This is a genomic window from Pelotomaculum propionicicum, assembly GCF_048984525.1.
GTDB classification, from domain to species: Bacteria; Bacillota; Desulfotomaculia; order Desulfotomaculales; family Pelotomaculaceae; genus Syntrophopropionicum; species Syntrophopropionicum propionicicum_A.
The window spans coordinates 1-25,223 of sequence record NZ_JBMGJC010000003.1 but is presented as its reverse complement, the minus strand read 5'-3'; the positions used below and the strand labels follow the sequence as shown (position 1 = coordinate 25,223).

Genomic DNA, 25,223 nt, shown 5'->3' with positions numbered 1-25,223 from the left:
ATTGAAGTACTGAATAATGACCAGGACTTGACCTTAATGGTCAAAATGGAACTGAATGAAACACCTGCCATCTTTGTAATCTGTCTTAATCCGGTCGGCGTAATGTCGCATTAAGTATCCGGAAAGCTTCACAAAGGCGTTTTCATCTTCCAGTAAATCCCTCTCACTCGGCCGTTCACTGGGAAATTCCATCAGTGTTCCATAGTAAGAGATGTTAACATCCAGATTAAACTCATCAAAGACGACTTCCATGATAATGGGCTCGACAGTCAATTCCAGGGAGGCAGCCGATTCTATGAATTCGTTCATAGCCGCAGCCGCCCGGAACACAACTTCGCGCTGGGCCGCCCAGGCGCCACCCTGTTTTTCCATAAAATCAAAAATTTTTTTATTATTTTCTTCATCGTGAACCAGTTCGATTGTTTTCTTCTGAGCAATGCCAATACGGAAAATCAGATTTAATAGAAGGACAGTTATAGTAGCTAAGGTCAGAGAAGAGCTGCAAAGCGGCTGCAGGGCGGCAGATACATTGGAGTACAATCCCGGTGTCATATCAACGCTGACACCAAAAATAATAGATGTCCCGATAACAATGGTCTTACGAATATCAATCATGCGGGACATAATGATCTGAATGCCGGATAAGAGCATAAAAGCAACACAAAAGATCAGGGTCGCACCCATCACCGGCTGAGGCATTATGGCAAAAAAGGCGGCTACTTTTGGGAAGAAGGCCATAAGAATAAAAATACCGCCGGCAACATAAGCAATGATGCGGCTGGTAGCTCCGGTAGCCAGGGAAAGACCAATATTGGCGGAACACGTGGTATGAGCCAGACCACCGATTAGAGCCCCAAACATAGTTTTGGCTGATTCCGCCAGGATCCCTTTACTGATGTTATCCATATCCGGGCGTTTCCAATTTGCATCGTTAATTTTCTGACAGGTAGTTAGGTCACCGATACATTTTAGAGAAGCACAAATGGCAGCTATTAAAAAAGGGGCAAGAACAGCAATATCAAAAGACCAGCCAATATAGCCCACATAGGGTAAGGCCAAAAAGGAAGATTCGCTAAGCTGTTTAAAATTAGCCGGCGTGAAGAGGCCGAAGAAATAAGCTAAGATATAGCCGATAATAATACCGATAATCATACAGTATTGTCTCAGATTCCCTTTTCCCCAGATGTTCGTTCCAACAATAGCAGCAAACGTAATAACACCGACAATAAAACTGGGGAGCGCTATTTCTGAAGCGGCAATACCATCTATACCAAGAAAGAGTCTCACGGAGACGGGGATAATGCTGGCGCCGACCATAAAAACAACGACTCCGGTGACTTCCGGAGGAAAGAGAAAACGTATGCGTTTAATAATGCGGGCGATGAGTCCTTGGAATACGCCCGCAATAATAGTCATGCCAAACAGTAAAGGATAGCCACCGGTTTGCACTGCCAAAAAAGCACCTGGGAGATAAGGTTCGCTCCCTCCTTCCGGAGCAAGATAACCGGAGCCAATAGGCCTTCCTTTCAAGGCCTGAAAAATAGTACCAGCCCCTCCGGCAATCATCGACATACTGACCATGCCTTGAATAATCTCGCTCGGGCCATTAATAGATTGGACTATTAAAACTGGGAATATTAAACTGCCTGACAAGAGCAAAATATGTTGGATGGCCAACATTAATGTCGTTACGAATGGTGGCTTTTCGTCTACTCCGTAAATTATGTTGATTGGTTTTACCTGTGCTGTTGGAGACAATTATTAAACCGCTCCTTTTATTCCTTCGTTAAAGCACCCGCATGGCTTCATCCTGCGAACCGGTAATGGTAAAAATGCTGGTAAAGCCGGCTATATCAAAGACTTCCTGGACATTGTCACATAGCGCCGCCAAAACCACCTTACCCCCCAGTTTGGCGGTCTTTTTGGCGGCCATCAGCAAAACCCTGAGACCGGCGCTGCTGATGTAGTCCATATCGGTAAAATCAAGCACGAAATTTTTTTCCCCGGCTTCTATTATCGTTAAAAATTTACTTTCCAGTGTCCCCGAGGTAATTGAGTCCAGTCTCCCCTCAATTGTCAGCACCATCGCCTGACCTTTTTTATCCTCTTTGATCTTCACGTAAAAAGCCCCCTTTTAAAAGTTTTTAATTAGTTATTATTAGTTAACAGTTATTTAATTTACTTAATTAGTTTTTTCATGATTAAAACGTTTTGTCCTGATTCCCGCCGGTATTCTATTTCGTCCATCATATTGCGTACCAGGTGGATGCCCAGGCCCCCGACCGGCCGTTCTTCAATACTCTGACTTATATCTGCTTCCGCTTGTTCCAGGGGATTAAAGGCAAGTCCATCGTCACGGGTGGTAATAACCAGCGTCCCTCCCTGCAGAGTAATTCCAACCGCAATCTCATGTTCCCCGCCTCCCGGAAAACCATAGCTGATAGTATTAGTCAGCAGCTCATCCAAACATAGATTAACTTGAAAAACCGCCTGCTCCGGCAGATTATTCGCTGCGGCAAAATTTTCCACAGCCCGGGCCAGGTCTTCTATTTCCTCCAGCTTATTTTTTAAACGGCAGGCCAACTGCTTTGGGCCGAGGTATTTTATTACCAGGATGGTGATGTCATCAGATTGGCTAGCGCCGTTCATGAATTTCCGTGTGCTGCTCAGTATATGCCCCACCTCTGCCCGGGCTGTTTCACCTGCGCATTCCCGCAAAATATTTTCCAGGCGCTGATCTTTCAAAAGTTCCCCGGTCGGACTCATGGCTTCTGTGACCCCGTCCGTATACAGTACCAAACTGTCTCCCGCACCCAGCTTAACGCCCGCGCAAGCATACGCAAAATCTTCCATGACTCCCAGGGCCAGCCCCGGTACTTTCGGCAGGGCTGCCACTTCTCCGTTTTGCCTGCACAGATAGGGGTTATTATGGCCTCCATTACTAAAAACCAGCTCTCCGCTGGAAATGGTTAATATACCGAGAAATTCGGTGACGAACATACCGGAGTCATTATCCGCGCAGAGTTCGTTATTTACCTGATATAATATTTCATCCGGCGTCAGGTTGATGTCCGCTTTGGCTTTAATCAGGGTTTTGGTAACAGCCATGTAAAGGGAAGCAGGCACCCCTTTGCCGGATACGTCTCCCACCGTGAAACAGAGATGATCTTCGTCCAACAGGAAAAAATCGTAGAGATCCCCCCCCACCTCTTTGGCCGGTTCTAGAACGGCAAAGAGATCCAATTCCGGTCGTTCCGGAAAAGGCGGAAAGATTTTGGGAACAATACTCATCTGGATATCGCGGGCGACGCTTAGTTCACTTTCGATCAATTCCTTGGTGCGCTGTGTTTCCCGCTCCCTGATCAAATTATGGATGATAAAGGCAAATATGCCCATCCCGGCCGTATTGGTCAAAATCATGGGCAGGCTTATATTCTGAATAATAGGCAGGATCTGGCTGAAAGGCTTTACAATAACCAGGTTCAAACCCAGGTGAAAGGCTTCCATCAGCGCCATAAACACAACCGCGCCGGTAATGCTGACAAACTCACCTTTCCGGCAACTATAGATGAGGCCGCCGGCCAAACCGGCCAATACGGTGGAAATGGAGCATGGTATATATGTAATCCCCCCCAGGGTATAACGGTGCAGCCCGCCGATTAAACCCGCTCCAATGCCAACCCAGGGTCCGCCGATTAATCCGGCGATAGCCGGTCCCAGATCCCGGATGTTGGCAATGGCGCCCATGAAATCAATGCCGCTCAAGGTGCCGTAAATAGAAAATATCCCAAATATCAAAGCCATGCCGATTTGCTGGCCGGGCGTGACTTCCTTCCTGGCCATGATGGCTGTGTAAGCCCTGGTCCTGGTTAAGACATAAGCCAATACCATAATTACCGACATATTTTTAATTAGATCTATACATAAAGCAATAATGCTGTTTATCTTTCGCACCTTCCCCCGGCAAATTCAAGTTCTTTCATTATTTATTTCTAACATTTTCCCAGTCAGCCCGCACCAGTTCCAGGAGCTTTTTTGCCCTTGCCGTATGAAGCTTGATTTCTGCCCAGTTGGGCTGCCCGACAATTTTTTGCATCAACATGCCGTCCGTATCGAACCAGCGGGGCAATACTCCACCCAGGAAATAGCCGCGTTTACGCAGGGCGTCCGCCACCCTGCCGCTCCAGGGCCAGGAAAGCTTAAGCCAAACCTGGACAACAGCCATCCCTTTTTCCAGAACTACTTGCTCATGCTTGTCAAATGCCCTCCCAAAGTCAGCCCCGGCCTCTGTGACGGTTATCCGGGCTACCCGGGCAAAATCAAAAATTTGCACATTTAGCTCAGTTGTTTGCTCATCGGGCAGGTTTTTGACGGAAAGGGCGATATCGCGCGAGTCGTCCAGGCCGCTGTAGATGAAACGCATCGTCTCCCCGTAGACCGCCGGCAGATAGACTGTGTGCGGTTTGGGCTGCAACGTTTTAAAGTCCAGTATGGTGGCCACCCGGCCTGAGGCGCTTTGCGCCTTTTGGTAAGCCTGGGCGGGCATCAAATCGACCTCTACAGCATGGGTTACGTAGCCGAAAGAGACTGCCGCCTTTTGGGTAATGCAGTGGTTGCAGACAGGCTCTCCGTATATAAGTTCTACAGTGAATTTCTTTGCCGCCACATCCATCCCGTGTGCGCTCAATTTCACAAACATGCCGTCCCGGCGGCGATATTCCGGCAGCACCAGGCCGGCGCCAATTTCGTATATCCCGTTATAGGGCGCGCTGTTGTATAGAGCGTTATGGCCGACGATGTCCCCTTTGGGGGTGCGGGCCACGCTGGAAATGATCCGGCCGGCGGCGTTTTCTTCAATAAGGCGTTCCGGTATGAGAAATGTTTTGATGGGATAGCCGTCGCCGTAGACCGCCTGGAAGAGGCGGGTAACCCCGACGGCGTCTGCGGGACGGAAAATGTCCACCTCAAAGCTCTGACCCGGCTCGACATAATACTCATTTTCTTTCCGGCCAACAGCTTTTTCATCAGTTTTTTCGTCCATGAAGAGAGGCCTCCTTCATTATATGTCGGGCTGTGACATTCCCGTCATCCCTCTCAGCGGAGGATTTTTTTCAGGGCGCCGGCAAAGGCTTCCATCGCCTCGTGCGAGCCGATGCTGACCCTGATCCAGTTAGGATACCGGAACCCGGTCATGCTGCGGACCATGACGCCGTGGGTCATAAGCTTCCGGTAGGCCAGAGTGTCGCTCATCGGCAGTTTGACCATCATGTAGCACCCCTCGCCGCTCCGGCTTTCCAGTCCCAGCCGGTCGAATTCCTGCCTGAGGTAAATCTTTCCCGCCCTGATTAGCCGGCGGGTGCGACTGATGTGGCCTTCGTCGTCAAGAGCTGCGGCGGCTGCGCCCTGGGCCAGGGTATTAACCGAGTAAACGACACAAGTACGCCGGACAATGTCCACCACTTTCAAATCTCCGGCCAGGTAGCCGATTCGCAGGCCGGCCAGGCCGTACATCTTGGAAAAGGTCCGGAATACAATCAGGTTTGGGTATTCTTCAAGCAGTTTGATCCCGTCCGGGAAGTCATCATTTTCAACAAACTCGCAATAGGCCTCGTCCATGACTACAATCTGCCGGCCTGCCACGGCGTCTAAAAAACGCCGCAGCCTGGTTTCATCCCAGTATGTACCGGTGGGGTTGTTGGGATTGCAGATAAAAAAAACCTTGGTCCGTTCGCCGGCGCGGGCGAGCATGCCCTGGTCATCGAAGGTAAATTCTTTTAAAGGAACCAGGCGCGCCTCGATGCCGGAAAACTCCGCCACCCATTCGTAGACGGCAAAGGTTTTGTCTGCGGTGATAATGTTGTCGCCTTCCTGGCAAAAAGCTTTGATCACAAAAGTGATCACCTCGTTGGCGCCGTTGCCGACCAGGAACTGATCCGGGTCCAGACCATGCAGCGCCGCCAGTTTTTGCCGCAGGTAGTAGGAGTCGCCACTGGGGTAGACAGCGGCGCCCGTTGGCTGGAAAAGGCCCAGCGCCTCAAGGGCCGCGGCCGGCGGTCCCAGCGGGTTTTCATTATTGTTGAGACGATAAAGGCGCTTGCAGCCGTAAAGCTTCATTAACTCCTGATCTGGTTTGCTCGGTATGTAAGGTTCAAACCTCTTAACGTAATCCGGGACCAATTTGTCCAGGGACAAGACCGGCATAACCCTACTCGCCTCCCTCGTGCTGGAAAACGACCACATCGGCCCTGCCGCCGTAAGGCAGCACCAACCGGGGCGAAAAGCCGTTATTGAGCAGGACCGGGGTCAGGGCGGCCTGCCAGGCGCAGGCCAGGTCGATCTCAAAAAAAATGTTCAGCAGGCCTTCAGCGCTTAAAATCTTTACATGCTGAGCCAGATTAGCGGTTGCATCGGCCCCATCCCATATGGGCCGCAAAGTGATCCGGCGGTTGGCCCGGTCAAACTGCGGGGCAAAGATCGAGTGGGGCGAACGCTGCTCACCCTCATGTACGGCTAGTTGAATATCACGTGTGAAAAAGAGCCGGCTGTACTCAGCGCGCAGGAAACCCGCCAGGTCGGGGTGCGCCCACACCCGGCAGCCCGGATCCTCGCGCAGTTCGCGGTAATAGACGGTCTGCGGCGCCGGCGCCCCGGCCTGCCCGACAAGATTAATTGTCCCCAGGGATTCAAAATACCCCCCCGGCAGCTCGGGGGTGGCATAGCGGCAGATCAGGCCGATAGCGTCAGTCCTGGCAATTTGCCCGATGCAGGAAGCAGTTAATTCCTCAGACAGTCCCAGATCAGCCCGCTGATTGAACAGGTAAGGGCCGAAAGACTCAATAGTCCCGGCGCCGAGGCGCCGCCAGACAATACCGCCGGCAATTTGGCCCTGTTCCCCCACGGCCAGCTTCACGTCGTACTCACCGCTGGCCACCATATCGACAACCTTGCCCGGCAGGCGAAAAGATTCTATGTACTGGTGGTCCGGATAGTGGGCCGTCACGAGGCGGACAAAGAGCTTGAGGTCTTCCGGGTCCGGAGATGCAATGTGAAAGTCCTTGACCGGCCCGATTACCGGAAGCTCCGTGCCGGCCGGCGCGGGATAAGCCTTTTCTTTAATCAACACCAAGCCGGAGCCATGCTGCAGGTCCTCGGCAAAATGAAAATCATCAACAAACTTCGCGGCAATCAAAAGGCCCATCTCTTCCAGGCTGGCCGCGTCCCCCGGTGATACCGTAGAGGTCAGGTTTAAAGCCCTGAGATCAAATTGATGGGCTTTAAATAAAAACTTGAGCCGGACATAATACCCGCCGTTTTCAGCCTCCACCGTTATTTCCTCGTCAGCATGACCAGCCCCGCACAGATAGGCGAAAATCTCTTCGCAGGCAAGGGTCAGTTTGCGGGCTTCTGGCGCGGCCAAACCAAAGGCCAGGGCCGCATCCTCGGCAAATGAGGTCACCAGTCGCAAAAACCTGAGATCAAGATAAGTTTTGAGCAAAACACGGGCCGGCATTCTATCTCCCATCATGGACCCCCTTGTCGTCAAATAGCTGCTCAACTGACATGTAAATCGTAAAAACCAATGTCAAAATTTCTGTTTTTTTGTACTTCTTAATTATAGCAGAGTTTTCCTATTCGCAACTTAAATTTGAATTTTCCCGCGGGTAAATTATTTTCCTGCCTGAGCCGGCCTTAATCCAATACATCACCCGAATTTTATTCTCATTTTAATTTTTTTACTGTTAAAATTATTGTCGAAAAAACTAACAAAAAAGTTATTTAGTCCGATTATGTTTGTATATGAGGAAAAATGTAAAATACCGAAAAAAGTGAGTGATACGAGTGAACGCCCGAGAAAAGTTGCAATTCCATCAAGACCCCTATGACCATAAAGGAACCTCACAACTTTTTATCCAGGCAATGGTTGAGGTCTTACAGCATCACCAGTTGTGCAATCCGTTCTTTGCAGCGTTATTGGAGAAGAACCGGTTAAATCCTTCAGACCTAAAAAGCGAGGAGGATTTGGAGAAAATCCCTCCCATCCCGGCAAACTTTTTTAAGTATTATGAGTGCCTGTCCATTCCAAGAGAGAAAATAGTAGAGCACGTAACCAGCAGCGGTACCTCGGGGCAAAAAAGCCAGATGTTTTTTGATCAAGCAAGTTGGGATTTCGGGCTGGACATGATTAAGAGCCTGTTCCACTATTTCGGCTTCCAGTCAGATCAACCGGCTAACTATATACTATACACCTATGAACCTACCCAGGAAAGCAAGCTCGGCACCGCTAAAACAGATGAGGGGCTATTGCAGTACGCGCCTGTAAATAAGAAGTTTTTCGCTTTGCGCTTTAACGGTGCGGGGCACGATTTTGACGTTTATGGCACCATCAACAAGCTGCTTGAATATGAAAAGGAAGGACTGCCTGTGCGTATCTTTGGCTTTCCTTCTTTTTTACATTTTACCTTAAGGCAAATGGAAAGTTTGCATATGCCTCCCCTTAAGCTGAATAAAAGCTCAATGACAATGCTGGGCGGAGGTTGGAAAGGCCATGCCGACAAGCAGGTAGACAAGCTGGAATTATACGCGCTGGTGGAAAAAATGCTGGGTATCCCGGCCGGCAATTGTCGCGATGGCTATGGCTCAACCGAACATTCGGTGCCTTATTTTGAGTGCAGGAATCACAATTTTCATATTCCCATATACAGCCGTGTCTTGATCCGCAATGTCAGGACCCTTGCGCCCCAACCTGTAGGAGAAAAGGGGTTTGCCAATTTTATTACTCCCCACTTATTAAGCGTTCCGGCGATTTCAGTATTAATGGGAGATTTGGCTGTTCTCCACCAGGCAGAGGAATGCGGCTGCGGCATTGAGACACCTTTTATGGAGATCTTAGGCCGCGCGGGGACCAGTGCGGCCAAAAGCTGTGCCATTACTGCCAGTGAATTACTGAGAAAAAAGGAAGGTACATTTTAATGGACTCGATTTTCAGAGGGAAATTTATCGGAAATACTGATTTATCCGAGGTATTGGGCAGGCTGGAAAACAGTCTTGTAAAGGGTTTGGAAAAAGAGGGCCTGTCTGTGAAAAGGGTTATCAACGCGCTGGATACTCTCGGAAAAACCTTGTTGGAGAATGAAAGCCTGCTTCTGCCGGAGCTTACTCAATTCGGGCTCGGCAAAGAAGAAGCCATTGCCACAATAAGAGAGGCCCAGACAATTTTGAACAAAGATGCCCTGTATTTAAAAGTACACCGTGAACTTGGCAGGCTGCCCGGAGAGATTACCAGACTCAGTGTAAGGCAGGATATTTTCGAAGCCTGGCAGCCTCTTGGCGTTTTGGGACACGTTACCAGCTCAAATGATGCCATGCTTCCCTTTTTTAGCGCCGTTGAGGGCCTGCTAGCCGGCAATATCAACGTAATTAAGCCTGCCAGCGGGGCCGAGGCTGTGGTAATGAAGCTGGTGTTGCTGCTTTGTGAAATTGAGCCGGCCCTGGGAGAATACTTTTACATATTCCCTATTTCCTCAAAACAAAAGAAGGAGCTTTCAGTCATCTTTTCCTGCTGTGACGGTATTGCGGTCTGGGGCGGGGAAAATGCCGTAAAGAGCATCCGGTCCATAGCCCCTGCCGGAATCCCCGTGATCAGCTGGGGGCACCGCATCAGCTTCGCCTACTTCACCAGAGAGGGAGTGACCCGGACTGCCTTAGAGGGACTGGGAGCGGATGTCTGTGTGAATGAGCAGCAAGCCTGCTCCGCGCCGCAGGTTGTTTTTTATGATACCGATGATCAACAAGAACTCCGGTCTTTTGCCCAACAGGTTTATAACGCTTTGGCAAAGGTATCTCCCGGGTATCCCATGCACGAAGTTCCGCCGGCCTCCTGCGCGGAAATTACCACTGTTGTCGAGCTCGGCAAAATGGCGGAGATTATGGGGGATAGTACCGTTCTTGAGGCTAAAGACAAAAGTTTTCGCGTGCTTGTGGAATATGAAAGCAATTTAACCTCTTCACCTCTTTTCAGAACCATCATCGTCAAGCCTCTTTTGCAAAAGGACATATTACCCACCCTCCGCCCGTTCAGAAGTTATTTACAGTCCGTGGGTCTGTCTTGCTCAACAAAGGAGATAAGCCCTTTGACACGTTTGTTTTATAAGGCGGGGGCAACTCGTATTGTTGATTTAGGAAAAATGATGAGCGGATATGAGGGTGAGCCCCATGACGGAATTTACGCCCTCAGCAGGTATGTAAGACGGGTCAGCCTTCAGTCTAAAGCCCTGCCGGACCGGATGACGAGCTTTGCGGAAATTGAGGAACAAACAGCGCCGCCCTACCCTGCCAATACTCCCATCCTGCATAAGGCTGATTTTCCACAGGAAAGGCCGCAAAAGGGCGAAGGCTATTTGCTGTTGAAAAGCGGCGGCAGCAGCGGCAAAGCTGTTTATGCACCGCATAGCTACGGCGATGCGCAGACGACTTATGTCACCGGGGGGAATGCCATCTTTATTGCAGGGCTCAATCCCCAAACCGATATTTGCATGAATCTTTTTTACAGCGGTCAGTTATATGGTGGATTTATCAGTATTTATGAAGCTTTAAAGCATATTGACGCCGTTCAGCTGCCCATGGCGGCAGCCATGGACTTTGAGCTGGTGGTCAATGAAATAATAGCAAACCGGGTAAATGTGGTTTTGGGCATGCCCACCTATCTCCTGCGCCTGTTTAACGAGCAGGAGGAAAAGCTGGCCGCGTACGGCGGGATCGCCAAGATTTTTTACGGCGGCGAACATTTTGACAATGCCCAGATAACCCGCCTGCAGGAAAGGTTCGGGGTAAGGCTGATAAAATCCATGGCCTACGGCTGCAATGAAATAGGCTCCATAGGCTATTCCTGCGAGCATTGCCGGGGCAGTGAACATCATCTTATTTCGGAGACCAAGTACCTGGAAATATTAAAGCTCGATAGTGACGAGCCCGTGGAAAAAGGTGAAATAGGCCGCCTGGTCATTAGCTCCTCTGACCGGAACCTGGAGATATATCGCTATGAAATAGGTGATTTGGGCCGCTTTATTGTTGAGCCGTGCCCTTGCGGGAGAACCGATCCCAAATTCGAACTGCTGGGGCGGTTTGGTGACACGTTTAAGTTTGCCACAAATTATCTGAGTTATATAAAGATAAAAACCATCTTAAATGAAAATTTCTCATACACGGACGGCCTGCAGCTAATTCTGGAGTATGACGGCATTAGCAGGATGACTATATGTGTTGAGACAAGTATTGATCAAGATAAAGTCATCCCTGTTTTGAGGCAGCAGTATGCCGAGATTGAGGAATGTATAAGTGATAAAACAGGCAGCATTACAGTTAAATACTGCGGCAAAAGTGACTTTATAACCAGTGAGCTGGGCGGGAAAATACGCAGCGTGGTAGATTTAAGAAATTAAAAATAACAATGCTGTTGGGAGGACAATATTTGGATATTCAAATCAGGACAGCCGCCATGCAGGAGCTTGAGCAGATGGCCAGGTGCCAGACCCGTGCTTTTAACGAGCGCGAGCCCATGACCATGGCCCTGGGGTTTACACATGAAGAGTATTACCGGTACCTCTTGAAAACGCTCCCCCTGAGCATAGAGGACGGGCTGTCTTTTAACGCCATTGACATGGCTGCGGGTAAAATTGCGGGAACGTTGATCTTGTTCGACGCCTTTATTGATGAAAGCAGGCTTCCGGAATTGACAAAGGTGGAAATGCAGGGGGTTGTAAACACCAACCGCATATTTGAGGAACTGGAAAAACCCTTGCTGGTTAATGAATTCTTTAAGGCCGGTCAATGTGTCAGGATGATGTTTATATCTGTGGAAGATGGGTTTCTGAGATTCGGGATTGCCAGTAAACTGCTCAGTTATGCCGAAGAAATGATTAGGAAAAAAGGATATAAAATAGGCATAGCTGACGCTACAAATTTTCGTTCGGCATGTTTGTTGGAAAAACATGAGTTTAAAAAAATAAATGAAATAATTTACAGCCGGATAAAAACAGAAGGCAGGAATCCATTCGCCCTGGTGGAAGGCTCCTGCTGTCTGTATATAAAGTATCTGTGAGGTATGTCATGAGCAATATAGCAACCATTGAAATAGTAAACGATACGAGACTGCTTGACGGCACTTTGACCTTTATAGAAAGCCTGGCCCGGGAGCTTGGCTTTGAAAAAGGCAAGGCAGCCAGGCTGCGGCTGTCCTGCGAGGAAATACTGGCGGACAGGCTGCAAAACGCTTATGCCAACACTGGCAAAATTGTTGTTGAGGTCCTTTTGCAAAAGGATATCCTGGAGGTGTCCATAAAAGATATGGGCATTCCTTATTGGACTAACGAGTCAGCCTTTGACCCCCGGAATATAGAGTCAAATACCAAGGGCCTGGAGTTCTTCCTGGCTGCACGGTCGGTGGACCGCTATGGCCTGGAAAAGCTGGGCAAGAGCGGCCAGCGTACCTATGTGCAAATGTTTCTGCCCCAGAAAATCGAGCTTAAAAAAGAAGAGGAAGTCGAGGCATCCCCTCTGGATAACAATTTTCGCTGCCAGAAGGTCGGTACTGATATTACAGATATTATTGCGGCTATAACATGCATTTACAATGCTTATGGCTATTCATACGCCTATGAGGCACTTTATTACCCCGAAAAATTCAGGGAGCTTGTTGAGGCCGGGACATTTCATTCCATTTTAGCGTTAAACGATCATAACGAAATAGGAGGGCACCTGGCACTGGCCTGCCACGAAGATTTTCCGTCTTTGCCGGAGCTGGCCACCCTTGCGGTGAAAAGCAGCTTTCGCAAGTACGGCCTCGGGCGCATGCTTTTTGAATATGGCTTTGAGATAGCCGGGGGGCTTGATGTAAATGGTGTTATGGGCCAGCCAACCGCTTTTCACAATATATCGCAAAGGATTTGCCACAGTAACGGCTTTACCGCCACCGGCTTTCTATTTCATTATGTTAACGAGGAATCCAGGGGAATTTACAACAAAGGTGAACGACGGCTGGACCTGGCCATCTGCGTAAAGCTTTTCAACCTGGCATGCAGGACAATTTACCCACCGCCGGAGCACTGTGACTTTATTGCCGGGCTGTATGAAAAGCTTGGCTGCGCATATGAGGTGGGAACGGGCATTATTCCATCAGCCTACGGTCTTTTACAGTGGAGCGTAAATACACCAATGCGAATTTGTAAGGTGATAGTAAATAATGTGGGTGAAGAAATTGCCAGCTCGCTTGATAATGTTCTTAATTACTGTGCAAAAAACAAAATCGAAATGGTGGAAATGTACCTCAATATGAGTGAGCCCGGTTGCGTTTTCGGCTATGAAAAGGCTAAAGAAAAGGGTTTCATCTTTACAGGGATTATGCCGGGAAGCAGCAAGGGGGATTACCTGATCATGCAGCATTTACTTGACTACCCGGTCAATTTTGATGCCATTGTAGCCGATTTTGACTACGCCGATGTGTTTAAATACATAAGAAGTGTCAGCGGGAAAGGATGTGCGGTATGAAAATATACTCACCAGAGTACATCATTGACTATGCCAGAAAGCACTCGCCATATTACGCCGGGTTGTACAAAAAAGTGAGTAAAAACCCGGCCCTGGCGGATTTACCCCTCATTGATCAAAACCATTTTTGGGCAAATGCTTCCATAAAAGGCGGCAGCGTCCTGACTGCCAGGCAGGTGGACGGGCAGGTGCTGAAGAGCGGAGGCACCACCGGGGCTCCCAAATACGCTCCATATACCTCCGAGGAGTGGGATACTATGTGCCGGATAAATGGCTTTTACCTGTCCAAGAGCGGCCTGAAAAACGGTGACAGGATTGCCAATCTTTTCTATGGCGGAGGGATGTATGGAAGCTTCATTTATGTTTACTCACTGCTGAGAGAAGCGCTGAGCAGGACTTTGCTGTTCAATATCGGGGGGCAGTCCCCGTTAGAAGATATGGTCAGCGCCATTGTAAACATGGAAATTAATGTACTGGCAGGTATTCCGTCTATAATTCTCAAGATAATTGAATATGTGGAGAAGAATAGTGTGGAAAACTTTAACGTGGATGTAATTTATTTTGCCGGAGAAACGCTTTATCCTGACCAGAGAGAGGCTATATGCTCAATCTTGGGCAGAAAGGTTGACTTTCGTTCTGTTTCCCTGGCCGGAAATGATTATGGCCTGGTCGGTTATTTCAGCTCCGACTGCGGCTTTAACGAACACAGGGTGTGTGATACCGCCTGCATTTTTGAGCTGATAGACCCCGACACAAATGAAGTCATCACAGAGGAAAACAGGATTGGGAAAATATATATCACCAGCCTGTACAAGCTGTTAATGCCGTTAATCCGCTATCCCATCGGAGATATGGGGATGTACACCGAGCCCCAAGGCATGCCGGACAGAAAGTTCAAGCTCCTGGGCAGAAGTGAGGAAGCCGCAAGAATAGGCGTGGTATCCATGTACGTGACTGATGTCGGCCGGATACTTAATGATCTGGGCATCACTGTAAATGGATACCAGCTCATTGTTTCTCACACTAACAAACTGGACCAGCTTACAATTAAAATATCGCCACGTGAGCTGAACGGTAAAAATAAGGAAGACATTTTAGAGGCCCTGTTTAAAGAACGTCCCCTGTTTTTGGATTCACTTGACAAGGGTATTATCTCTCCTGTAGAAATTACATTTTGCCGGATGGAAGACCTGGAGTTCAACCATCGTACGGGCAAATTAAAAAGCCTCATTGATTTAAGGTTTTAAATAGCCTGGCCAGTTCTCTGTTCGATTTAATTCTCATCGGTCGGGCAGACTTTTTTTTCATGGACGTGAAGGTTTTTTTAATATAATGTAATATATAAAGGACTTAATGAGGTAATATTATCCAAAGAAAAATCAGTATCAGGTGGTTTAACAATGCCGACGTACAATTATTCAATGGTCCATATCGGTAACCTGGCTAATTTGAAGACATCTCTTCACTTGTCCCACAGGATTTCCTGCCACGCATACGACAGTGAAGGATCAATTACCAATAGGTGCCGGAACGACAGTATTTATAACCTGGTAATAAAACAGGATGTTGTGGACGGCGAACCCCGGATTGACCTGGCTTTTTACGAGACCGGGGATAACGGTTCACCGCGTTTTGCGCTGTCTTACGGTACTTTTAGAAATAAAGTGCGCGGCTTGTATTATGATAACCCGGACCTTGATAACCCATGGGCTATTGATAAGTGGGAAGAAGAAGAAGTTATGATTCTCTGGGGATTGACGACGACCGACCTCCGCGCCGTACCGAAGTATTTCCCGGTGTCTGTATTCGATAACCTGGAATTCTGCGAACTGTTAATTCTGTTTAATGGTGGTTATGCGGTCATTAAAGAAGGCCGGGACGCCCCTGATGACGCCAGTAAGAAAAAGATCGCCAATTTGCATGACGCGCTGACCATGCTGACAGGCTGTTGATTTAACTAAAGCAATTTGTATTAGGAGTGGCTGTACATATGTTTGCAACTGAAGCGAAAGGGCACCTTAAAATCCTTTTAACTGATCCTGAAGTTCCCACCGTGATGTTGTGGGGCCCTCCCGGAGTCGGGAAGTCTAGCATTGTCCGGCAGATAGCCGCTGAAAGCGGCTGGGGTTTCCTGGATCTGCGGCTTTTGCTCTTGAACCCCATTGACCTGCGCGGCATCCCCTATCCCAACAGGGAAACCCGGCAGGCGGACTGGCTTGCCCCTTCCTTCCTGCCTGATGTCGGGCGCGACGGCGCGGAAGGTATCATACTTTATGACGAGATCACCTCCGCCCCACGGGCTGTGCAGGCTGCCGCCTACCAGTTGATCCTGGACCGGCGTGTCGGCGAATACCTCCTGCCGGAAGGGTGGCGACAGGTGGCAGCGGGCAACCGGGCCCAGGATAAAGGTGTCAGCAACCAGATGCCCGCGGCGCTGGCCAACAGGATGATCCACTTTGAAATTACCTGCTCGCTTGAGGATTGGAAGCGCTGGGCGATACCCAACAGGATTGACCATAGAGTGATCAGCTTTTTGAATTTCAGGCCTGAACTGCTTTACCGGTTTCCCAACCAGGCCGCTGAAATCAAAGCTTTCCCCAGCCCGCGCAGCTGGGAGTTCGTCCACAAGATCCTCCCCTCCTACGGTCAGGTGAGCAGGGCTTTCCCTGCTATATGCGGGGCGGTGGGCGAAGGACCCGCCACCGAATTTACAGCCTTCTGCCGGATGTTGGAGCAGATACCCGACGCGGACGAGATCCTGGACGGCAGGATAACAACAGTCCCGGATTCACCCGATATGATTTACGCCTGCATCGGTGCTCTGGTCAGCAGCCTTTCCAATAATAAGACCACGGCCCGTTTGAGTAACTTCTTTGCCTTTATCTCCATGTTGATGGCCGAGTACCAGGTGCTGGCCATCAATGACGCCGTAAAAGCCGACCTCCGGACTGAACTGGTTATGCTGCCTGAATTCCGCGACTGGCTGACCAGGAATGCGGATGTCCTGGTGGGAACAGATTAGTAATTGGGAGGGGCGCCAGTGCCGGATTCTCATTATTTGATCAGCAAGGCCAGGGCCAAGATGCTCATGAAGTATCCCTTCTTCGGTTCCCTGGCCCTCTTCCTGCAGCCCAGGGAAGACCAGTCCACTCCGTCCATGCGGACAGAGGGTTTTGACCTCATTTACCACGATGATTTTGTACAGGGCCTGGTCAATACCGGCGGCATCAGCCTGCTGATGAGCGCCCTGGTCCACGAAGTAATGCACGCGGCCCTCCAGCACATCTGGCGCCGGGGTACCCGGGAGCAGGAGCTCTGGGACATGGCCTGCGATTATGTCGTTAATCAAATCGTCAAAGAACAGGGGCTCAAGCTTCCGTCCGGCGTCTTCATAGCCGACCGTTTCAGGGGCATGACAGCTGACGCCGTGTACAATATACTGCGCCAGGAACTGCCGCCTAAATCCCAGGACGAGGCAGGCAAGGACTCGGGGCAAAGCGGTCCGGATAAATCCCAGCAGGGAAAAAAGCCTGACGGCAGGCTCCTGGACGACCATTCCAGGTGGGGTAAGAACAAGAGCGGACAGGACGAGTCAACTGACTCCAACGCGGAAGCTTCGACCTGGAAAATGCGCGCCGCCCAGGCGGCCCAGGACGCCCGGCAAAGAGGCCTCCTGCCCGTTGGTATGTTGCAGGTAATTGAAAATGTCCTGTACCCCAAGCTGGACTGGAAGCAGGCTCTGGCTGCCTTTGTCCAGCCCACCCGGTCGGACTACACCTTCATCCCGCCCGACCGGCGTTTCGACTACGTCTTCCTGCCGGAGTTCGGCAGTGAAGGGCTGGAAGAGGTGGTTGTGGCCATTGATACTTCCGGTTCGGTCTGGCGTTTCTACAAGGAGTTCATCTCGGAAATGGTCAGTATTGTCTACTCCTATCCGGAGTTCAAGGGCTATATCGCCCACTGTGACGCTGCGGTCCAACTCTTCCAGGAACTTGACGCGGACAACCTCCCGATGCAGTTTAAAGGCGGCGGCGGGACAAACTTCCGTCCCTTGTTTCTGGAAATCGAAAAACGCGGCATCAGCCCGTCGTTGATGGTCTTACTGACCGACGGAGACGCAGACTTACCCAAGGACCCGCCAAACTACCCCGTGCTATGGGTCCTGACCGGAGAAAACAATCCCATTCCCCACTTCGGGACCGTGGCCTACATGTATTTAAAGTAAGCACCCGTCAAGCGCGACAAGCTCTCCGAAATCAAATAAGTTAGTATTTACAAGAGTTAAGCCGAACGTGGATTACCAAACATTCGGCTTTTTCCATTGGAATGTGTCCGAAAAACTACTTTTTATTTCGTTAGTCGCCGACAAAAATTCTGGCATGCCCTAAAGTTCAGAGCAGGCATGTTATATCGACCTATTTATGATAAACCAGGGTATAATTTATTCATCTTAGAAAAAACTACATTAATGAATATTTCAAAGAAGGGTGTTAATGAATAGCTTTATTTATAATTCAGATTTACAGCAAGTATGAGTTATTGCCGTTTACTTAAGCCTGTTGCTGGTATCTAATAAAAAATGTACAATAAAGCCAAAGAATAGCATATATCATACATATAACTTAGGAGGATGATAAATTATGGCTGCAACGGATTTATTAGACAAGGGTGCGGTGCTTCAGCGGGATAAAGAAACATATGCTGTGGTCCCTCACATGCCCGGCGGGCTGGTGACTCCGGATAAGTTGAGAAAAATAGCAGATGTCGCAGAAAAATATAATGCCCAGGCACTAAAGCTTACCTCTGCCCAACGCCTGGCGATTGTGGGTTTAAAGGAAGAAGATCTGGAGAATGTCTGGCGCGATCTGGGCATGAAGCCCAGCCATGCCATTGGGCTATGTGTGCGCAGCATCAAATTTTGTCCTGGAACTACCTTTTGCAAACGGGGACAACAGGATTCAGTAAGCTTGGGATTAAAACTGGATGAACGTTATCACGGCCTTGAACTGCCCAGTAAATTTAAAATGGGTGTAAGCGGTTGTGCAAATTCTTGCGGGGAAAATCATTTCCGTGATGTAGGCGTAATGGGTATGCCTAAAGGGTTCAAATTGATGGCAGGCGGAAACGGCGGCGTTACTCCACGCATTGCCAAGACTATTTATGAAGGGCTCGATGAAGAACAAGTCATGGAAAAAATCGATAAGATTATAAAGGTCTATGCCGGGGGAGCCAAAAAGCATGAGCGGCTTGGTAAGTTCATCGAGCGGATTGGGTTAGAAGAGTTTAAAGGCAAACTTGGGGAATAATCATTATCTCAGGACTGATAAACATTTGACGGATCCCTGATATTGAGTATATCGCCAGGGATCCGCCAAATAAAATAATATAAAATTGTTTGTATTAATAAGTCATTGCCGGCTCAGGCCGGGCCTCCAATATATCGGCGGCATCAGTAATGTCAAGTTCCAGCATTTTTATCATAGCGGACATTCTGACAACGTTCATTTCGACACATTTAATGCCGCATTTGCAGCCCAATTCTTTTAAATTTTCCGCTTCCAGTTTAATACTGGCAATAAGGTCAGCCATTTCACGAATTTTGGTTTTCTCTATCAAGATGTATCGCCACCTTTTTATAATTACTTCCTGAGGTCCCGAAAACGCTTGGCTTTTACTTGATACCTGGGCAGGGAACCATAAGGGTGACTTTCATAAGCAAAGTTAAGGTTGGTCTTTATTCTCAGAATTTTGGCCAAATCGGCCTCTACTTCTTTTTCCTGGCCTTCAAAGCCGGGCGCCAATTCATATTTTAGGATGATCTTGTCTATTTCCCCATCTTTTTTAACAATCAATTCATATTCGTTACCTAGTTGATTCATACTGCGCACAGCCTCTTCCACCGATACAGGACTAAACAGCACACCTTTAACTTTTGTAATGTGGTCAATACGGCCCTGAATCCCGCCCTTTAACACGCGGTGTGTGCGGCCGCAAGCACAGTAGTTCTCACTCCACATAGCCACGTCTTTACTGTCGCAGCGGACACATGGCTGGGCCATCCGGTCAAAAGCGGTAATGACGACCTTCCCAAGTTTATTAGGTTCTTCAATAGGTTCCCCGGTTTCCATATCCAGGAGTTCCACCAGGAAAAATCCCTCGTTAACATGCAAACCACCCGGCTTATACGTACACTCGTATCCCCATCCACCCATTTCAGTTGCGCCGATATGGTCGTATACATTACAGCCCCAGGCTTCTTCCATCCTTTTCTTGGTGGTGGGAACGCTTGCACCCGGTTCACCCGCGCACAGGATTTTCTTGATCCCCAAATCCCTCGGATCCATGCCCAGTTTCCGGCAAGCATCCGCCATCCCAAGAACATAAGTAGGGGTAGCCATAAAAGCGGTGGCCCTGAGGTCCTTCATCTTCAATACTCTTTCTTCGGTGTTTAGCAAAGCCCCCGAAACAACCTCACAATTGATTTTTTCGGCAGCATAGTGGCCGGCCCAGTAGGCAATAAATACATTGTAACCGAATGGTAGAAAAACCCTGTCTGTATTCCTGAAACCCATCGCCCACAAGATATAAGACCATGTTTCGGCCCACCACTCCCAGTCCTGCCATGTATCAGGCTGAAATACCGGTTGCCCGGTGGTGCCGCTGGTCTGGTGGTAAACTGTGACCTCTTCTAAAGGCACGCAAAGAGAATCTCCGTAAGGCCACGGCTCCTTATACTGGGCCTTCCGGTAATTCTCTTTATCAATCATTGGCACTTTCCTGATGTCGTCCCACGTTTTAACATCTTCGGGGGTTAAACCGGCCGCGTCATAAAGATTCCGGTAAAGCTTGGACCTGTCGTACGCCCATTTCAATATCCTTTTAAACTTTACCAGCTGCAGTTCCCTCAATTTTTCCACCGGCATGGTTTCCAAAATTGGATTCCAATAGATGTCGAGACTTTGCATGTTAACCACCTCCGATTTGTTACTATTTATTAATAAAAAAAGCAAGTGTATTTATTACCCCGGCTTTTCGTAAACTTGCTTATAAAACCACCATGCAGGTTGTTTTATTTAAATATCCCAGCATATCAAAATATTTATTTAGGATTATCCTATACAAGATAGCTATTCTTTCTCTAATCTCATCTTACATTGTTAAATTAAGAATTTAAAATATATGTTTGCGATTGCATTTATAATTAATGCTAATCAATAGAATTCCGGCGCTAAACACCAGAAAAATCTCCACAAAAAAATATCCGGTTACCCAGACCCTGTCTTAAATATAAAAGTCACCTCAACAAGTGAAGTGACTATCTTTTTCTATAATTCCCATATGAATCAGATAATAATTATCTCAAATCAATTTATTTGATTATCGCTGAGTTTTGGAAATGCAGTTTTCTTTTAGAGGACAATCACTGCAAGTAAGAGTACCCTGGCAGGTTTTTTCGCCTGGCCGCTCATAGCTGCGTTCTTGTGGCACTTTGCTCCAACCTATGACCGCTGTTACTGATTTTACCGGCCGAAGCAGGTGATGAGACGTCACGGCAAGTCCGATCTTTTCACCACTTATGCTGTCTATAAATTGCTGCTGGTGTTCCAGGGACCAGTCACCGTAACCCGGACTGAAACGCGCGGTCGGGTAATAAGAGCTGCGCCTGATATCCCGGACCGCTATATTGTCAAGAATATCAGTGGTATGTTCAACAGCTGCCGAGGCAATACCATTGAAGATAAACGCATCACTAGCACTGGCTGTTTGCTGCAGCTCAGCCAGGTGTTCGTCTATCCTGATCCCCAGTGTGGCAGCCAACAGGGTTACTTTTTCACAGGTGATAAAATGAGCAGCCGCGCGGGAACCCGCGATGACCAGGCTGGCGCCATCCAACACAACCTGGTCCGGGGTTATCCGGCTGACAGAGCACACCCGGATAGCCCCTTGCGGTTTAGCCAGTTGAGTAATGCTCCGCAGGTGGGTGTCAATTAATTTATCAATATTTACAGAGAGCGGACCTGGCGACGGCCCAAGATGAAGAAAGGGATAGATTTCTTCTTTAGACAGCAGGAGGGGCAGGTTGAGAATTTTTATTTTCATGCTTTAGGCGCCAGTGAAAATCCCCGAACTACTTTCACTGCCTCCACCGCGTCTGCGCCATAGGAGTCCGCTCCGATTTCCCGCGCATACTCAGCTGTGACCACCGCCCCGCCAACAATCACTTTAACATCCGGCAGCTCCTGCTTAAGCAGTTCGATGACCTGCGGCATCTCAACCATAGTTGTAGTCATTAACGCGCTCAGAGCTACCACATCTGCCTTTTCACGGCGGGCCGCTTCCAGAAAAGCTTGCGCTGATACACTTTTGCCCAGGTCTACAACGCGATAACCATGATTTTCAAGCAGGGCTGAAACGATATTCTTGCCGATGTCGTGGATATCGCCCTTTACTGTTCCAATCACTACGGTCCCCTGCTGTTCCACCTTCTGCGCTGAGAAATTTTCTTTTAAGTAGGCAAAAGCCTTTTTCGCCGTGTCCCCTGCCAGTATAAGCTGGGGAAGGTAAGCTTCTCCCCGGGCAAAATGCTGGCCCATTATTTCCAGGGCGGGGATAATCCCTTCGTTAATAACAGACAGGACATCGCCTTTTTCAAGCAGTTTCTTAACCAGTGGGACGACAGCTTCCTGGTGCCCGTGAAAGATAGCTTTTTGCAGGGCCTGGACGGGGTCTTCCTGGTCAGTGTCCTTATTTATAGAAGGCTTGGCCGGGGAAACCAGTTTGCCGGCTTGCTCCAGGTAGTTGCGCGCGCCGAAATCACGCCCCGTAAGAAGGGCGCCTGAGATCATTGTCTCTCTGATCCTGTTGTCAAGCGGGTTGGCGATGGCAGCGTCCAGTCCGGCGCCAAGGGCTAAGGACAAGAAAGCCGCATTAAGCCAGGAACGCTGGGGCAAACCGTGTGAGACATTGCTCAGCCCCAGGACTGTATTAACACCCAGATGCTTTTTGACCAAAGTTATAGCCCGCACGGTTTCTGAAGCCAACTCAGGAGAAGTTGCCGCCGTAAGGACTAGACAGTCGATCATAATGTCTTCTCTTGGCAAACCATAGTACTCTGCCGCGTCTACGATCTGTTTAGCTATATCCAAACGTTCTTCTGCCTTTGCGGGAATACCGCTTTCATTAAGAGTTAAACCCAATACCGCGGCGCCATACTTTTTAGCCAGGGGTAAGATAGAGTCGAGGCTTTTTCTTTCGCCGTTGACAGAATTAATTAAAGCCTTGCCCTGGAATTCCTGAAGCCCTTTTTCCAGGGCGGCTGGATTAGTACAGTCCAGCACCAGCGGGCAGTCCAGGCTCATCTGCAATTGCCGCACACCTTCCGGCAACAGCCGGGTTTCATCTCCTCCAGCCAGTCCTGTGTTAAGGTCAAGAAGCAGTGCGCCTGAATCCAACTGGAGCGCCCCTTCATTAGTAATGAAATCCCAGTTTTGCCGCCGCAGGGCTTCCGCAACCGCCTTGCGGGCGGAGGGGTTTATTCTCTCGCCTATAAGGACGGGAAGCTCTTTGGCACCTATAGCCAAAGCCCGGCTGCGGCTGGCCAGACGTGTGGAGAACGGTCCTTCCTGCGGCGGCAGGGGTGTAGGTTCCCGTGATGATAAAGCCTCCCCCATGGCCTTGATATGAGCGGGAGTGCTGCCGCAGCATGCTCCGATCAGATTAACGCCCAGGCTCCGGAAAGGCTCGGCAAAACGAGCCAATTCCTGAGGTGTTTCCTTGAAGACTGTTTCTCCGTTGATAAGGACCGGCATACCGGCGTTGGGCTCCACCAGAAGCGGCAGCCGGGTGAACTGACGGTATTCTTTCATGATTTCCAGAAGTTCCGCAGGACCGGTAGAGCAGTTGGCGCCGATACAATCAGCTCCCATCGCTTCCAGTACTATGGCGGCCGTTTGGGGGCTGGCGCCTGTGAGGGTCCTGCCTTTGGTATAAGTAAGAGAGCATGCTACCGGAAGCTTAGTATATTTCTTGGCCGCGAAGAGGGCGGCCCGGATTTCGCCTAAATCAGTGAAGGTTTCCAGTAAGATAAAATCCACTCCCCCTGCCTCGAGGGCCCGGGCTTGCCGGCCAAAGACTTCTGCCAGCTCCGTCCAGGAGATGTCACCCAGAGGGGCGGGAAAGTGTCCGGTGGGTCCGATAATACCAGCAACAAACGCCTTGTCCTGAACAACCTCTCGCACCAGTTTGGCCGCCGTTTTATTTACTTCCTCTACGAGGTGGGCCGCACCGTATTCCCCCAGTTTCAGCGCTGTGCCACCAAAGGTATTTGTCTGGATAACCTGAGATCCTGCATTCAAGTAAGCCAAATGCACCTGCTGTACCTCAAGGGGATGAGAGAGCATCCAGAGCTCCGGGTTTTCTCCCGGCGGGAGACCCTGTTTTACAAGCATGGTACCCATTGCACCGTCCCCGAGCAGGACTTGGTTTTTTAAGGTTGCAATAAAATCAGCCATTCAAAGACCTCCATATTAACCCACGCCAGTTAGATTTTAGATGCTAGTCAACATTATTTGACAGGCTTGGTAGGTATATTCTTGATTATATTTTAGAAGAACTAATATTTCTATAGGAAGATGATTTAATTTGCTTTTTTTATCCCGCTATATTCAATCATATTGTGCCATTAATTATAAAAAAAGACCCGGGAATATCTTTGCAAATCATTAAATAAGGCTTTACCTCCTGGAATGTGGCTGAAACACGTGTCAAAATGAGTTTAAGATATCTGGAAATAACTGTAGTATATCATGACCGGACAATCTCCTGGATGTCAGAACAGTCATATTATATTTAGAAAATGAGATACACATTTTAGGAATGGCTGACGTAATGGCTGAGGGTATATTTAAGCAGTTTAACATACATTAAGCCTATCATTGGAATAGTAAACAAATTTATCCATGCGGCATATTATATTCCAGGATCAGGCAAGACACGCAATTCATTGCGAAAGGAGGAAATCAAATGGGATGGCCAAATCAACCTGAAAATAATAAAAAGGAAAGGGAATGCAATTGTTGTATAGAAATTGAGAATAGTATTGTTGTGATAATCTGCGGTGAAGTCGATATTGAACGTTTAAAAAATTGTCTTCAAACAGCTTTAGAAGTGAAATCCGATGCGGCGGCAGGGCAGGAATAAACCTTATCGGCAATTAGCGCGTATGAGCCGAACGTGTATTAACCGGGACGTTCGGCTTTTGCTTTTTTATATGGAGTAGATCGCTTTGAACTTTCTAATGAATAGAGTACATATTGCAGGAAAAAATAACTTAAGGCATATACTGCTGGAGGTCCAATATGAGTAACCAACTTATATTATGGTCTATGTTCATCTTGCCCTGGTTGACGCTTTTCTTTATGAAGAAAGAAGACTTAAAGCGTTTTATGCCTTTAGGGTTTTTTACATTGTCGTTAAGCATAATCGTTACTGAAATCGGAATTACAACTGAATTGTGGGTTCTCTATAATGCTCCCAAGGAGTGAGACACAGGACGAGAAAAATAAGTTACAATGGGAGCATGAACAAACGTAATCATTATTCAGCCGGCTTTAAAACCCAGGTGGTTCTGGAGGTCCTCCGGGAAGAAGCAACCATCAATGAGATCGCAGCCCAGCATGGCA

Annotated in this window: 20 protein-coding genes; 10 read left to right on the top strand and 10 right to left on the bottom strand. The window is 48.7% G+C overall.

The annotated features are described in order from the left end of the window. Positions 1-33 precede the first annotated feature (33 nt). The 6 genes from ACOBQJ_RS03935 to ACOBQJ_RS03910 form a co-directional block, all read right to left on the bottom strand. Positions 34-1,758, bottom strand: coding sequence for a uracil-xanthine permease family protein (locus ACOBQJ_RS03935; protein WP_421070432.1), 1,725 nt, complete (start codon positions 1,756-1,758; stop codon positions 34-36). A 28-nt stretch (positions 1,759-1,786) separates the two neighbouring features. Then, the gene (locus ACOBQJ_RS03930; RefSeq protein WP_421070431.1) at positions 1,787-2,119 is read right to left on the bottom strand and encodes an STAS domain-containing protein; all 333 of its coding nucleotides are present in this window, start codon (positions 2,117-2,119) and stop codon (positions 1,787-1,789) included. A 59-nt stretch (positions 2,120-2,178) separates the two neighbouring features. After that, entirely contained in the window at positions 2,179-3,903 is a 1,725-nt protein-coding gene (locus tag ACOBQJ_RS03925; RefSeq protein WP_421070430.1) for an ATP-binding SpoIIE family protein phosphatase, read from the bottom strand. Positions 3,904-3,982: 79 nt separating this feature from the next. Further along, complete coding sequence (locus ACOBQJ_RS03920; RefSeq protein ID WP_421070429.1) at positions 3,983-5,041, bottom strand: hypothetical protein; 1,059 nt, start codon at positions 5,039-5,041, stop codon at positions 3,983-3,985. Between the two features lie 53 nt (positions 5,042-5,094). Continuing rightward, positions 5,095-6,201: a histidinol-phosphate transaminase gene (gene hisC, locus ACOBQJ_RS03915; protein ID WP_421070428.1), complete on the bottom strand. Its 1,107-nt coding sequence runs from the start codon at positions 6,199-6,201 to the stop codon at positions 5,095-5,097. A 4-nt stretch (positions 6,202-6,205) separates the two neighbouring features. Further along, positions 6,206-7,525, bottom strand: coding sequence for a hypothetical protein (locus ACOBQJ_RS03910; protein WP_421070427.1), 1,320 nt, complete (start codon positions 7,523-7,525; stop codon positions 6,206-6,208). Between the two features lie 305 nt (positions 7,526-7,830). On the opposite strand from ACOBQJ_RS03910, the gene ACOBQJ_RS03905 reads away from it, so the two are divergent. The 9 genes from ACOBQJ_RS03905 to ACOBQJ_RS03865 all read left to right on the top strand — a co-directional run bounded on the left by ACOBQJ_RS03905 (position 7,831) and on the right by ACOBQJ_RS03865 (position 18,848). After that, positions 7,831-8,970, top strand: coding sequence for an acyl-protein synthetase (locus ACOBQJ_RS03905; RefSeq protein WP_421070426.1), 1,140 nt, complete (start codon positions 7,831-7,833; stop codon positions 8,968-8,970). Then, positions 8,970-11,438 carry an acyl-CoA reductase gene (locus tag ACOBQJ_RS03900; protein ID WP_421070425.1) on the top strand — a complete coding sequence of 823 codons (2,469 nt, stop codon included), beginning with the start codon at positions 8,970-8,972 and terminating at the stop codon, positions 11,436-11,438. The genes ACOBQJ_RS03905 and ACOBQJ_RS03900 overlap by 1 nt, the downstream gene beginning before the upstream one ends. Positions 11,439-11,467: 29 nt before the next feature. Continuing rightward, complete coding sequence (locus ACOBQJ_RS03895; RefSeq protein WP_421070424.1) at positions 11,468-12,097, top strand: hypothetical protein; 630 nt, start codon at positions 11,468-11,470, stop codon at positions 12,095-12,097. 8 nt (positions 12,098-12,105) lie between these two features. Next, positions 12,106-13,542: a hypothetical protein gene (locus ACOBQJ_RS03890; protein ID WP_421070423.1), complete on the top strand. Its 1,437-nt coding sequence runs from the start codon at positions 12,106-12,108 to the stop codon at positions 13,540-13,542. Then, positions 13,539-14,789 (top strand): phenylacetate--CoA ligase family protein, encoded by a 1,251-nt coding sequence (locus tag ACOBQJ_RS03885; RefSeq protein ID WP_421070422.1) that lies wholly within the window; start codon positions 13,539-13,541, stop codon positions 14,787-14,789. The genes ACOBQJ_RS03890 and ACOBQJ_RS03885 overlap by 4 nt, the downstream gene beginning before the upstream one ends. Before the next feature lie 153 nt (positions 14,790-14,942). Next, positions 14,943-15,494: a hypothetical protein gene (locus tag ACOBQJ_RS03880; RefSeq protein WP_421070421.1), complete on the top strand. Its 552-nt coding sequence runs from the start codon at positions 14,943-14,945 to the stop codon at positions 15,492-15,494. 38 nt (positions 15,495-15,532) lie between these two features. Continuing rightward, positions 15,533-16,564 (top strand): AAA family ATPase, encoded by a 1,032-nt coding sequence (locus ACOBQJ_RS03875; RefSeq protein WP_421070420.1) that lies wholly within the window; start codon positions 15,533-15,535, stop codon positions 16,562-16,564. An 18-nt stretch (positions 16,565-16,582) separates the two neighbouring features. Further along, entirely contained in the window at positions 16,583-17,767 is a 1,185-nt protein-coding gene (locus tag ACOBQJ_RS03870; protein WP_421070419.1) for a DUF2201 family putative metallopeptidase, read from the top strand. Positions 17,768-18,182: 415 nt separating this feature from the next. Further along, positions 18,183-18,848, top strand: a complete 666-nt coding sequence (locus ACOBQJ_RS03865; protein ID WP_421070418.1) for an NAD(P)/FAD-dependent oxidoreductase — start codon at positions 18,183-18,185, stop codon at positions 18,846-18,848. A gap of 94 nt (positions 18,849-18,942) precedes the next feature. On the opposite strand, the gene ACOBQJ_RS03860 is transcribed toward ACOBQJ_RS03865, so the two are convergent. From ACOBQJ_RS03860 to ACOBQJ_RS03845, 4 genes are all read right to left on the bottom strand, one after another. Beyond that, on the bottom strand, positions 18,943-19,158 hold the full coding sequence (locus ACOBQJ_RS03860; RefSeq protein WP_421070417.1) for a hypothetical protein: 216 nt from the start codon (positions 19,156-19,158) through the stop codon (positions 18,943-18,945). Between the two features lie 23 nt (positions 19,159-19,181). After that, the gene (locus tag ACOBQJ_RS03855) at positions 19,182-20,507 is read right to left on the bottom strand and encodes a phenylacetate--CoA ligase family protein (RefSeq protein ID WP_421070416.1); all 1,326 of its coding nucleotides are present in this window, start codon (positions 20,505-20,507) and stop codon (positions 19,182-19,184) included. Between the two features lie 412 nt (positions 20,508-20,919). Then, positions 20,920-21,642: a hypothetical protein gene (locus ACOBQJ_RS03850; RefSeq protein WP_421070415.1), complete on the bottom strand. Its 723-nt coding sequence runs from the start codon at positions 21,640-21,642 to the stop codon at positions 20,920-20,922. Then, complete coding sequence (locus ACOBQJ_RS03845; RefSeq protein WP_421070414.1) at positions 21,639-24,053, bottom strand: homocysteine S-methyltransferase family protein; 2,415 nt, start codon at positions 24,051-24,053, stop codon at positions 21,639-21,641. Before ACOBQJ_RS03845 ends, ACOBQJ_RS03850 begins: the two co-directional genes overlap by 4 nt. A gap of 511 nt (positions 24,054-24,564) precedes the next feature. On the opposite strand from ACOBQJ_RS03845, the gene ACOBQJ_RS03840 reads away from it, so the two are divergent. Next, on the top strand, positions 24,565-24,741 hold the full coding sequence (locus ACOBQJ_RS03840) for a hypothetical protein (protein ID WP_421070413.1): 177 nt from the start codon (positions 24,565-24,567) through the stop codon (positions 24,739-24,741). Positions 24,742-25,223 lie beyond the last annotated feature (482 nt).

Bases quoted from the DNA above. Each gene is read 5' to 3' on its own strand.
- ACOBQJ_RS03925 (WP_421070430.1), bottom strand. From the start codon at position 3,903: ATGTCGGTAATTATGGTATTGGCTTATGTCTTAACCAGGACCAGGGCT.
- ACOBQJ_RS03920 (WP_421070429.1), bottom strand. From the start codon at position 5,041: ATGGACGAAAAAACTGATGAAAAAGCTGTTGGCCGGAAAGAAAATGAG.
- hisC (WP_421070428.1), bottom strand. From the start codon at position 6,201: ATGCCGGTCTTGTCCCTGGACAAATTGGTCCCGGATTACGTTAAGAGG.
- ACOBQJ_RS03910 (WP_421070427.1), bottom strand. From the start codon at position 7,525: ATGATGGGAGATAGAATGCCGGCCCGTGTTTTGCTCAAAACTTATCTT.
- ACOBQJ_RS03900 (WP_421070425.1), top strand. From the start codon at position 8,970: ATGGACTCGATTTTCAGAGGGAAATTTATCGGAAATACTGATTTATCC.
- ACOBQJ_RS03890 (WP_421070423.1), top strand. From the start codon at position 12,106: ATGAGCAATATAGCAACCATTGAAATAGTAAACGATACGAGACTGCTT.
- ACOBQJ_RS03885 (WP_421070422.1), top strand. From the start codon at position 13,539: ATGAAAATATACTCACCAGAGTACATCATTGACTATGCCAGAAAGCAC.
- ACOBQJ_RS03880 (WP_421070421.1), top strand. From the start codon at position 14,943: ATGCCGACGTACAATTATTCAATGGTCCATATCGGTAACCTGGCTAAT.
- ACOBQJ_RS03875 (WP_421070420.1), top strand. From the start codon at position 15,533: ATGTTTGCAACTGAAGCGAAAGGGCACCTTAAAATCCTTTTAACTGAT.
- ACOBQJ_RS03865 (WP_421070418.1), top strand. From the start codon at position 18,183: ATGGCTGCAACGGATTTATTAGACAAGGGTGCGGTGCTTCAGCGGGAT.
- ACOBQJ_RS03855 (WP_421070416.1), bottom strand. From the start codon at position 20,507: ATGCAAAGTCTCGACATCTATTGGAATCCAATTTTGGAAACCATGCCG.
- ACOBQJ_RS03850 (WP_421070415.1), bottom strand. From the start codon at position 21,642: ATGAAAATAAAAATTCTCAACCTGCCCCTCCTGCTGTCTAAAGAAGAA.
- ACOBQJ_RS03845 (WP_421070414.1), bottom strand. From the start codon at position 24,053: ATGGCTGATTTTATTGCAACCTTAAAAAACCAAGTCCTGCTCGGGGAC.
- ACOBQJ_RS03840 (WP_421070413.1), top strand. From the start codon at position 24,565: ATGGGATGGCCAAATCAACCTGAAAATAATAAAAAGGAAAGGGAATGC.